The sequence below is a fragment of the Hoeflea sp. genome (assembly GCF_984452065.1).
Genome location: NZ_CFHWAF010000150.1, coordinates 1 through 10449, shown reverse-complemented (window position 1 = coordinate 10449; position 10449 = coordinate 1). Strand labels below are relative to the sequence as shown.

General features: G+C 61.6%; 11 protein-coding genes and 1 pseudogene. 5 read left to right on the top strand and 7 right to left on the bottom strand.

The annotated features are described in order from the left end of the window. The 6 genes and pseudogenes from AC5E6N_RS20755 to AC5E6N_RS20730 all read right to left on the bottom strand — a co-directional run. A pseudogene (locus AC5E6N_RS20755) lies at positions 1-479 on the bottom strand (dual-specificity RNA methyltransferase RlmN); the annotation flags it as partial. Positions 480-615: 136 nt separating this feature from the next. After that, positions 616-1119 carry an invasion associated locus B family protein gene (locus AC5E6N_RS20750; RefSeq protein WP_491749596.1) on the bottom strand — a complete coding sequence of 168 codons (504 nt, stop codon included), beginning with the start codon at positions 1117-1119 and terminating at the stop codon, positions 616-618. A gap of 228 nt (positions 1120-1347) precedes the next feature. After that, positions 1348-1740: a YkvA family protein gene (locus AC5E6N_RS20745; protein WP_491749595.1), complete on the bottom strand. Its 393-nt coding sequence runs from the start codon at positions 1738-1740 to the stop codon at positions 1348-1350. A gap of 89 nt (positions 1741-1829) precedes the next feature. Further along, positions 1830-2123: a 4a-hydroxytetrahydrobiopterin dehydratase gene (locus AC5E6N_RS20740; RefSeq protein ID WP_491749598.1), complete on the bottom strand. Its 294-nt coding sequence runs from the start codon at positions 2121-2123 to the stop codon at positions 1830-1832. 153 nt (positions 2124-2276) lie between these two features. After that, entirely contained in the window at positions 2277-2870 is a 594-nt protein-coding gene (thpR, locus tag AC5E6N_RS20735) for an RNA 2',3'-cyclic phosphodiesterase (protein WP_491749594.1), read from the bottom strand. A 145-nt stretch (positions 2871-3015) separates the two neighbouring features. Continuing rightward, positions 3016-3666, bottom strand: a complete 651-nt coding sequence (locus tag AC5E6N_RS20730; RefSeq protein WP_491749593.1) for an arylesterase — start codon at positions 3664-3666, stop codon at positions 3016-3018. 81 nt (positions 3667-3747) lie between these two features. On the opposite strand from AC5E6N_RS20730, the gene AC5E6N_RS20725 reads away from it, so the two are divergent. The 5 genes from AC5E6N_RS20725 (at position 3748) to AC5E6N_RS20705 (ending at position 10206) form a co-directional block, all read left to right on the top strand. Beyond that, positions 3748-4458: an ABC transporter ATP-binding protein gene (locus AC5E6N_RS20725; protein ID WP_491749592.1), complete on the top strand. Its 711-nt coding sequence runs from the start codon at positions 3748-3750 to the stop codon at positions 4456-4458. A gap of 71 nt (positions 4459-4529) precedes the next feature. Next, entirely contained in the window at positions 4530-7028 is a 2499-nt protein-coding gene (locus AC5E6N_RS20720) for an ABC transporter permease (RefSeq protein ID WP_491749597.1), read from the top strand. A gap of 187 nt (positions 7029-7215) precedes the next feature. Next, a complete protein-coding gene (locus AC5E6N_RS20715) occupies positions 7216-7959 on the top strand; it encodes a Bax inhibitor-1/YccA family protein (RefSeq protein WP_491749591.1) in 744 nt (247 codons plus the stop codon). A gap of 84 nt (positions 7960-8043) precedes the next feature. Beyond that, complete coding sequence (locus tag AC5E6N_RS20710) at positions 8044-8601, top strand: GNAT family N-acetyltransferase (protein WP_491749590.1); 558 nt, start codon at positions 8044-8046, stop codon at positions 8599-8601. A 183-nt stretch (positions 8602-8784) separates the two neighbouring features. Further along, positions 8785-10206 carry an adenylate/guanylate cyclase domain-containing protein gene (locus tag AC5E6N_RS20705; protein ID WP_491749589.1) on the top strand — a complete coding sequence of 474 codons (1422 nt, stop codon included), beginning with the start codon at positions 8785-8787 and terminating at the stop codon, positions 10204-10206. A gap of 15 nt (positions 10207-10221) precedes the next feature. On the opposite strand, the gene AC5E6N_RS20700 is transcribed toward AC5E6N_RS20705, so the two are convergent. Continuing rightward, positions 10222-10449 (bottom strand): DUF2794 domain-containing protein (locus tag AC5E6N_RS20700; RefSeq protein ID WP_491749588.1); only part of this gene is annotated, 228 nt, incomplete at its 5' end.

Below are 10449 nucleotides of genomic sequence, written 5' to 3'. Positions count from 1 at the left end.
AGCTTTTGCGTTCCGGTATGGCAGAAGGAACAGGTGAGCGTGCAGCCGACCTGGCTCGATATGCACAGCGTGCCGCGCCCCTCCTCGGGGATGTAGACAGTCTCGATGTCCACCGGTCTGCCGGCGCCGCGCGGCGGAAAGCGCAGCAGCCACTTTCGTGTGCCGTCCGCGGAAATCTGCTCGTCGACGATCTGCGGGCGCGCAACCGTGTATTTTTCCGCCAGCGCGGCGCGCAGGTCCTTCGAGATGTTGAGCATGTCGGCGAAATCTGACACGCCGCGCACGTAAAGCCAGTGCCAGAGCTGCTGGACGCGCATCCTGACCTGGCGCTCCTTGACGCCGACGGATTGCAGCGCCGTGCCGATTTCCTCGCGGCTCATGCCGATGAGCGAAGGCTTGTCCGCATGCGCACCGGCTGCGATGCGCGCCGAGAGCGCATCACGGGTGTCGGTGTCCTTGAGATCGATCGTTTGCGGCATCTTACGCTTTCCGGGTCACGACAGCTTTGAGCGGCTGCTCCTATCATTTCGCCGCCCGTGCGTCATCTTTTTTAGAAAGCCTATAACGACAAAAGGCCGGCGGAAAGCCGGCCTTGTGGTCGAGATGTGCGAAAAGCTATTTGCAGTTCTGAATCTCGTTGAGCGCGGCCGTCACGCCCGAAAGCGAAAAGGTGTAGGTGGTGTTGGTGCCACGCCGCGACGTTGCACTGACCGTCATGGAGGATCCGGCACGCATGGCGCTGACCAGAGCCGGTTCTTCCGCGGCGTTTTCCACCCAGGCGGAATCGCCCTTGGTGAACAGGGTGTAGTTCTTGCCGTCGACATTGACCGTCACCTTGGACTCTTCCTTGAGCGGATAGCCCATCATTGCCTGCGGCTCGTAGCTGACATTCTGACCCGGACGCTGCGAGATCAGGAAGAAGATGTCCCCGTGATTGACGTTTGTCGGCTCCTTGCGGGTCGGCAGCGACAGGATGTAGCACACCTTGCCGTTCGGTGCGTTGTAGGAATAGGCACCCCAGGCATTGAACTGGCTGATGCGGGTCGGCGACTGTGCCGCAGCGACGCCGGCCATCGCGATCAACAGTACGAGTGCGGGCACGAATTTCTTCAAAACCATAATAGACCTACCGGTTGTCTCCATTGCCTTCATGGAAGGCCATGCCTTGAACACGCTTGTTTGGCAACAATTTGACTCAATTTGCGCAAATTTGGGTTACCAAACCGTCAACAGGGAACCGCAAGCCGCGCCAACAGGCAGCGCGAGGCGAAATGCGGGACGCCCCGATACTCAACTCTTTATATACAATATCTCGTGCCGTGAACTAAAATTGTCGTAGGGCGAACGTTACGCTTTTGCAATGTCGTCCTCTTCCTCTCCCTCAAGCGCCGCGCGCGCCGCGGCATAGTGCGCCGGCGTGATATGCGCACGCAAGGCCGCGAGCACCGCAGCTAGGACCGCAACGTCGTCGGAAAAGCCGACAAAGGCGAGAATGTCCGGAATGCCGTCGAGCGGAAGCACGAAATAGGCAAGGGCCGCGAGGAGAATTGCGCGCACGCGATGCGGTGTCTTGAGGTCCAGGGCGCAGTAATAAGCGGCTGCAACGTCCTCCATGAACGGCACGTGGCGCGCGGCCCTGCGGGCGGTCTGCCAGAACTTGTCGCGCACGCGTCGCTCGCGGTCCTGACGGGTGTCTTCGTCGCCCGGCTCGAGAATTTCTCCGATCTTGACGTCGTCCATAGGCCGTTCCCTCCTGATGCGACGATCAAGATCAGGATATGGTCGTTGTCAGGCCGTTCTTCAAGGACGCCCGCCATATCCTGGACGCGTCAAAGGCCCGCGGCGGCCCGGTTCATCGCCTTCGCCAGCCGGAAGTCGAGCTCGGTCAGCCCGCCGCTGTCGTGGGTCGTCAGCACCACGTCCACCCGGTTCCAGCAATTGAACCAGTCCGGATGGTGGTTGAGCTTTTCGGCCGACAGGGCGCACCGCGCCATGAAGCCGAACGCCTCGTTGAAGTTCCGGAATTTGAACTTGCGTTCCAGTGCCTTGCCGTCGTCACGCAACTGCCAGTCTTCGCCGAGCTCCGCCAGGCGCCGCTTTGCTTCGGCGGCATCGATCCTCATAGCTGTCATCTGTACGTTCTCCCGGAGGAAAATATGACGCCCGCCACGCCGCACGGCAAGCCCTCGTCCATCCTCTTCGTCTGTCTCGGGAACATTGCATGTCGGCGCGCTGCCGGACGGGCGTGCAATCGCCAACAAGGCCGCGAAGGTCCGTCAGAGCATGCCGCCGGACGAACTCGAGGTGGCATGAACGGGCGTGTGCTGCGGGTGCGCCGCCAGCAAAGGATATGCCTCCTCGGTGACGTAAGGGCCGCCTCCGACGGATTCGCGCGATGACAGAACGACGAAGCGGGACACCGTGAACGGGTCGGTGCGGAAATTGCTGCGGGCCGACAGATACCCCACCACATCGTCGACACGGGCGCCGCGCAGGCGCGCCAACGTGACGTGAGGTGTGAATTTGCGCGGATCGGGCTTCAGTCCCAGACGCTGGCAGATGCGCTCGATCTCCGCCTGCAGGGCGATCAGGTCGGGCGATGCCGAAACGCCGGCCCAAAGGGAATGCGGCTTCCTGGAGCCGAAAGAACCCATTCCAACCAGCGACAGCGAAAATTCCGGCCGGTGCACCCGGTCGAGGGCATGGACGAGCTCGTCCGCCGTGGGTGCGTCGACATCGCCGATAAAGCGCAGGGTAATGTGGTAATTCTCGACATCGATCCATCGGGCGCCGTGCAGACCACCGCGCAGGAGCGACAAGCTGAGTGCAGCTTCACGCGGAATCTCGAGGGCAACAAACAAACGCGGCATGGCAGCCTCCCCGATTCGTATGCAGGTCCAGCGAATCACGAGTGCCGGTCAAGGGCAAGCCCCGTCATCGCCTAAATTGGATAATCCCGCAAATTGTATCCTAAGTAACTAAAATCATTTGTGATTCGTTGTGACTGAATCGTTGTCAGCCGCCGTTTTCCTTGCGAACTGCCACGATCAGGTCTTCCGCATAGGGCAGGAAGCGGGCGACCATGACGTCGACGCCCCTGGCGTTCGGATGCATTCCATCGCCGATATCCAGGCCGGTTTCAGCCGCGACACCGTCGAGGAAGAACGGATAGAGCGGCACATCATGCCGCTGCGACAGCTCCGGATAGATGCGGTTGAACGCCTCGCCATAATCGTCACCCATATTCGGCGGCGCAAGCATGCCGACCAGGAGGACGGCGATCCCGCGCTCCTTCAGCCTGGTGATGAGCGCGTCGATATTGGCGCGTGTCTGATCCGGACCGATGCCGCGCAGGGCGTCGTTGCCGCCGAGCTCCACCAGCACGGCGTCGGTGCCGTCCGGCACGGACCAGTCGAGGCGCGCCAGCCCGCCGCTTGACGTGTCGCCCGAAACGCCGGCATTGGTTATGCTGACATCATAGCCCTTGTCGATCAGCGCACGTTCCAGCTTTGTCGGAAAGGCGTCGGAAGGCGGCAGTTCGTAACCGGCCATGAGGCTGTCACCGAGGCCGACAATGCTTATTGTGTCGGCTCGGACCGCGCCGGTGGCGGCCAGTATCACAGCGCAAAAAACCGCCAAAATTCGTAGTGCCGCTTTAATTCTCATGGGATGCTTCCTATTTCCCTGTGAATGCCCGGGGAGGACCGGCTGATATACTGCTTTTTGTGAATATAGTGAGCCGTTGCTTTGACAAAACCCATCATCGAACTGAAAAAGGCCGATTTAACGTTGGGCGACGGCGCGTCGTCGGTTCATGTGCTCAAGGGGATCGACCTGACCGTCGAGGCGGGCGAGTCGGTCGGCATCGTCGGGCCGTCCGGTTCCGGCAAGTCCACGCTGCTGATGGTTCTGGCCGGCCTGGAGAAGATCGACTCCGGGGAAATCTACATTTCCGGCAATCCGATTCATGCGATGAGCGAGGACGAAGTCGCCGATTTCCGCGGCCGCAATGTGGGCATTGTCTTCCAATCGTTTCATCTCATTCCCAATATGACGGCGCTCGAGAACGTTGCCGTGCCGCTGGAACTGGCGGGCCGGTCCGACGCCTTCGACGTCGCGCGCAAGGAGCTTGCCGCGGTCGGACTTGCCGAGCGGCTGACCCACTATCCCGGCGAACTGTCCGGCGGCGAGCAGCAGCGTGTCGCCATCGCGCGGGCGCTGGCGCCCTCGCCGGCCATGCTGATCGCCGACGAGCCGACCGGAAACCTCGATACCGAGACCGGGCGGCAGATTGCCGATCTGCTGTTTGCCCAAAGGGAAGAACGCGGCATGACCCTGCTGCTTGTCACGCATGACCATAGTCTTGCCGATCGCTGCGGCCGGCAGGTGCGTGTGCGTTCCGGAGAAATCCTGAACGACAGCGAGGACGCCGGCTCGAAGAAGGCAGCGGTCGCGTGACGGCGGTGATTAACGGATCCACGCTTCGGCGGGGGGATTTGCGGCTGGCCTTGAGGCTGGCGCTGCGCGAAATGCGCGGCGGCCTGTCCGGGTTTTATATTTTTCTTGCCTGCATCGCGCTTGGCACGGCAGCCATTGCCGGGGTCAATTCCGTATCGCGTTCGATTACCGCCGCGATCACCGAGGAAGGCCAGACCATCCTCGGCGCGGACATCCGCTTCGAACTCCAGAACCGCCCGGCCACCGAAGAGGAAAGCGCCTTCCTTGACGGGCAGGGCACCATGACCGAGACCGTCGGTCTGCGCTCCATGGTGCGGCTGCCCGACGGGTCGGACCAGACGCTGGTCGAGGCCAAGGCGGTGGACGCGCTTTATCCGCTCTACGGTGAATTCCAGACCACACCGCAGCTCGGGTTTGAGGCGCTTTATGGCGACGAGGAGGGACGCTTTGGCGTTGCCGTTGCTCCCTTGCTCCTGGAGCGGCTGGAGGTCGCGCCTGGCGACACGGTGCTCCTCGGCAATGCGCAATTCGAGATCCGCGCAATCATCGACAGCGAACCCGACGCATTGTCCGACGGGTTCGGTTTCGCGCCGCGGCTCATCATGTCGGAAGCCGGCCTCGACGCCGCAGGTCTGATCCAGGTCGGCAGTCTTGTCGAATATGCCTACAAGATCCGGCTTCAACCGGGCGTGCCGGAGTCGGCCGTCAGGCAGTTGCGGGCGAATGCGGACGAGGCTTTTCCGTCCGCCGGATGGTCCGTTCGCAGCAGAAGCAATGCCGCGCCGGCGCTCAGCGCCAATATCGTGCGGTTTTCGCAGTTCCTGACACTGGTCGGTCTGACGGCTCTGATTGTCGGGGGCGTCGGCGTTGCCAATGCGGTGCGTGCCTATCTCGATTCCAAGCGCGGCGTCATCGCAACCTTCAAATGTCTGGGCGCATCCGGCGGATTTGTCTTTTGCGTCTATCTCGTTCAGATTCTCATCATAGCGACGATCGGCATCGCGGCAGGTCTGGTGCTGGGCGCCCTCATGCCGATCCTGGCGAGTGCGGCGCTGGCCGGCATATTGCCGGTTTCTTCCGACACGGCCGTGTATCCCGGCGCCCTGCTGCTTGCCGCGGTTTTCGGATATCTGACGGCGCTGGCTTTTGCGCTGCTGCCGCTCGGCAGGTCCCGGGACGTGCCCGCGACGGCGCTTTTCCGCGAGCAGGGTTTTGACGCCCATGGCCTGCCGCGCAAGCGCTACCTGCTTGCCGCCGCCGTGCTTGTCGCCGCGTTGATGGCGCTTGCCATTGGAACGTCCTACGACCGGTTCATCGCCGGCGTTTTCCTGGGCGCCATCGCCTTTGCCTTCGTCGTTCTGCGACTGGTTTCGGGATCGATCGAGGCGCTGGCGAGACGGGCGCCTAATGTCAAATCCACCGCCCTGCGGCTGGCCATCGGCAATATCCACCGTCCCGGCGCGCTGACCCCATCCGTCGTGCTGTCGCTGGGGCTCGGCCTTGCGCTGCTGGTCACGCTGGCGCTGATCGACGGAAATCTGAGGCGTGAGATCAGCGGCAGCCTTCCGGAACGGGCGCCGAATTTCTTTTTTGTCGATATCCAGAGTACGGAGGTCGATGCCTTCAGCGAACTGGTTCAGGAGGTCGTGCCGGGCGGCAAGATCGTACAGGTGCCGATGCTGCGTGGCCGGATTACCGAATTCAACGGTGTCGATGTGCGTGAAATCGATGTACCGGCGGACGGCGCGTGGGTGCTGCGCGGCGACCGCGGCGTCACCTATGCCAAAAACATGCCGGAGAGCTCGAGCCTGACGGAAGGCGAGTGGTGGGCACCGGACCATGCCGGGGAGCCGCTGGTGTCCTTCTCAGCGGAAGAGGGCGGCGCACTGGGCCTCAAACTCGGCGATCTGATCACCGTCAACGTTCTGGGCCGCAATGTCACTGCCCGTATCGCCAATTTCCGCGATGTGGAGTGGGAATCGCTGTCGATCAACTTTGTCATGGTGTTCTCGCCCAACACCTTCGCCGGCGCGCCGCATGCCTGGCTGGCAACGCTTACCGATCCGGAGTCCGGACCCATGGATGAGGGAGAGGTTTTGCGGGCGGTGACGAACGCCTTTCCGACCGTGACCAGCGTTCGCGTCAAGGACGCGCTTGATGTGGTGAACCGCATCGTCGGACAGTTGGCAACGGCCATCCGCGCGGCGGCGGCGGTCGCGCTGGTAGCGTCGGTTCTCGTGCTGGCTGGAGCTCTGGCCGCCGGCAACCGGGCCCGGGCGCACGACGCGGTGGTGCTGAAGACGCTGGGCGCGACGCGGCGCACGCTGATCCGGGCGTTTTCCTACGAATATATGATCCTCGGCCTTGCAACGGCCGTGTTCGCGCTCTTCGCGGGCGGGGTCGCGGCCTGGTTTGTTGTCTCGCGGATCATGACGCTGCCCTCGCAGTTCCTGCCGGATGTCGCGGTGTTGACGGTGATCGCCGCGCTGATCGTGACGGTGGGCATCGGGCTCGCCGGCACATGGCGTGTGCTCGGCCAGAAAGCCGCGCCGATACTGCGCAACCTGTAGGTTTCAAAGCCGCTCACAACGGTGATTGGCGTTAACCGATCGTTGATTGTGCGACCAAACGTCCGGAAAATCGTACATGCGGGTCTTGTCGTGGCCCGATTGATTCATCATATTCAGTGAAGCTGTGTCCTTTTCGTCGCGAATCGGGCATGATTTTGCACGAAACGACGCTAATCGAGAGGTAAATATGGCAGATCTTCGTGATTACCAGGTACGCGGCCAGCATGCTGGAACGCAAGCCGGTGCTGCGATCGATGAGGGCCTGCGGTCCTACATGCTTCGGGTTTACAACCTGATGGCACTGGGCTTGGCAATTACCGGACTGGTTGCATTTGCCACTTCGCAAATGGCCGTTTCCGGCGGTCAGATGACGGCATTCGGCCATCTGATCTATGTCAGCCCGCTTAAATGGGTGGTCTGGCTTGCACCGCTCGGACTTGTGTTTTTCCTCAGCTTTCGCGTTCATAAGATGAGCGTGGCGGCCGCGCAGACAACCTTCTGGGTCTATGCGGCGCTGGTCGGTCTATCCCTTGGAGCGATCTTCCTGGTGTTTACAGGGGAAAGCATCGTCCGCACATTCTTCATCACCGCCGCATCCTTCGGCGCCCTTTCGCTTTGGGGCTACACCACCAAACGCGATCTTTCGGGCATGGGATCGTTCCTGTTCATGGGGCTTATCGGCATCATCATCGCGATGATCGTCAATGCGTTCCTCGGATCGACGGCGCTGCAATTCGCGATCTCCGTGATCGGTGTTCTGGTGTTCGCGGGCCTGACCGCCTACGACACGCAGCAGATCAAGGAAATGTATTATGAAGGCGACGGCACCGCGGTTGCCGGCCGCAAGGCCATCATGGGCGCGCTGCGGCTCTATCTCGACTTCATCAACCTGTTCATGTTCCTGCTGCAGTTCCTCGGGAACCGCGAGTAGGACCTGAAATGAGGCAAACGAAAAGGCGGTCTTCGGGCCGCCTTTTTTGTTGAAAAGGGCGGCCGCCTTGTCCATAGGGAAGGGATGACCTACACGCTGCGCGATGCGATCGCCGCCGATCTCGACGCCATCACCGAGATCTACCGGGACTCGGTCGAGAACGGTGTCGCCACCTATGAGCTGACACCGCCGACGCGGGACGAGATGAGGCGCCGTTTCGACGCGCTCCGCGGGCAGGATTATCCCTATATCGTTGCGGAAGGCACCAAGGGCGTCCTGCTCGGCTACGCCTATGCGGGCCCTTACCGCGCGAGACCGGCCTATCGCTGGACGGTCGAGGATTCGATTTACCTTCCCGAATCGGCCCGCGGAAAAGGCATCGGCAAGGCGCTTCTGGGCGAATTGATCCGCCGCTGTGAAGCCCTCGGCTTTCGGCAGATGATCGCCATTGTCGGCGGTCCCGAGCCGGGGTCAACGGCTCTCCATTCATCGCTCGGCTTTGAACATGTGGGCTCAATGAAGGCCACCGGCTTCAAACACGGCCGTTGGCTGGACACCGATATCCTGCAGTTGCAACTGGGTCGGGGAAGCGAAACGGACCCGGATCCGGCGGCTTATCCGGGCAGTCTTTATTCGGGCTAGACTTGCTCTGAGACGCCGGTCACTGTCGGCAGGACATGGGGAGCGGATCCTTGGTCCCCTGCGCAGGGCTGCACCGCGTCCGGTATGCGGCAGCGCGCATTTGCGGTTTGCCTGTTTCCGCCTTTGATGGTTTGTTTGCGACAGGAGCCGATTTCGGCAATTGGGAAGCCAGGGAGAAGGGCTTTGAGCGAGCAATCGATTTGGGCGTGGACGCGCCGTTTGTGGACCTTTTCCCGAAACGACGATCCTTCAGCCGATTCCGCCGATCACAGATTCGCCGAGGCTGCCCTTGAGCGCCACAAGCGCGAGGGAATGGTCCTTGCGGTCAGGGCCCGCCTTGTGGCGATGGTGCTGATCGCGGTGATGCTGCCTTTCATCAATTTCAGCTTTGAGGTGATCTATTATCAGGCGCTGGCTTTGAGCTTCATCCTGATCGGCTGGGCGCAATTCCGCGTCGCTCGTGTCGGCCGGTCGCGGGCCGAGATTTTGCTGATCTGGTGCGACCTTTTGTTGATGACCGTCGTTTTGCTTGTGCCCAATCCGCTCTCCGACAATGAATGGCCGCTGGCCATGCAATACCGCAACGAAGGGTTCATGTATTTCTATGTCCTGTTGGCGATCGGCACGCTTGCCTATTCGTGGCGAACCGTACGCGGCATCGGCATCATGACCGCCGGCCTTTGGGCGATCTCGCTCGGATTGATCTGGCTGTTTTCGACCGAGAACGTCGCCCTGACCGAAGCGGCGGAAGCCGCGTTTCTGCCGAACGAGGAACTGGCCTACCTGCTCAATCCGAACAATCTGATCGGCTATGTGCGGTTCCAGGAGATGATGGTCTTCGTGATCGTGGCGGTCACGCTTTCGGTGTCGGTGCGCCGTTACGGCAACCTGCTGATGGGGCATGCGGCGCTGGAGCGCGAGCGGGAGAACCTTGCCCGGTATTTTTCCCCGAATGTGGTCGACGAACTGTCGCACAATGACGAGCCTTTGAAAAAGGTCCGCACACAGGATATCGCCGTGCTCTTCGTGGATATTGTCGGCTTTACCGAATATGCCGCCGGCAAAAGCTCGGAGGATGTGATCGCGACACTGCGGCGGTTTCACAAACGCATGGAAGAGCAGGTCTTTCGCCACAACGGCACGCTGGACAAATATCTCGGTGACGGTCTGATGGCGACGTTCGGCACGCCGATCGCCAGCGATCATGACGCCGTCAACGCGCTGCGCTGCGCGCGCTCCATGATGCAGGCCATGGCGCGATGGAACGAGGAGCGCAGTCGCGCCGGCGAACCGGTCATCAGAGCCAGTTTCGGGCTTCACTACGGCCCGGCGGTTCTGGGGGATATCGGCTCCAACCGGCTGGAATTCGCGGTGATCGGCAACACGGTCAATGTGGCAAGCCGGGTCGAGGCGCTGACGCGCGGGCTGACGGCTGAACTCGCCGCCACCGATGAACTTCTCGAACGGGTGCGCGAGGAAGACGGTTTGGAAAACGGGCTGACATCGGATTTCACGCGGCATGACGATGTCGCCATCAGGGGCCTCGACAAATCCGTGACGGTTTGGACATTGCCGTCACAAGCCGCCCCGGCAGCGGCCGGCTGACGAATTGCGCGGATCCTAGCCGCGGACGAGCTTCGGCTTCTTGTCGAAAACCTTGAGAACCTGCGCCAGATCCTGGCCGCGCTTGACGATCATGCCGCTTGCCGCGATGACCGAGAATGCACCCTGCTTGCGTGCAAGCTTCGGATTTTTCTCGATGCGGAACAACGGCACCTCGCTGGTGCGGCGGAAGACCGAGAACACCGCCCTGTCCTTCAGGTGATCGATGGCGTAGTCACGCCATTC

Bases quoted from the DNA above. Each gene is read 5' to 3' on its own strand.
- AC5E6N_RS20750 (WP_491749596.1), bottom strand. From the start codon at position 1,119: ATGGTTTTGAAGAAATTCGTGCCCGCACTCGTACTGTTGATCGCGATG.
- AC5E6N_RS20745 (WP_491749595.1), bottom strand. From the start codon at position 1,740: ATGGACGACGTCAAGATCGGAGAAATTCTCGAGCCGGGCGACGAAGAC.
- AC5E6N_RS20740 (WP_491749598.1), bottom strand. From the start codon at position 2,123: ATGAGGATCGATGCCGCCGAAGCAAAGCGGCGCCTGGCGGAGCTCGGC.
- thpR (WP_491749594.1), bottom strand. From the start codon at position 2,870: ATGCCGCGTTTGTTTGTTGCCCTCGAGATTCCGCGTGAAGCTGCACTC.
- AC5E6N_RS20730 (WP_491749593.1), bottom strand. From the start codon at position 3,666: ATGAGAATTAAAGCGGCACTACGAATTTTGGCGGTTTTTTGCGCTGTG.
- AC5E6N_RS20720 (WP_491749597.1), top strand. From the start codon at position 4,530: ATGCGCGGCGGCCTGTCCGGGTTTTATATTTTTCTTGCCTGCATCGCG.
- AC5E6N_RS20715 (WP_491749591.1), top strand. From the start codon at position 7,216: ATGGCAGATCTTCGTGATTACCAGGTACGCGGCCAGCATGCTGGAACG.
- AC5E6N_RS20710 (WP_491749590.1), top strand. From the start codon at position 8,044: ATGACCTACACGCTGCGCGATGCGATCGCCGCCGATCTCGACGCCATC.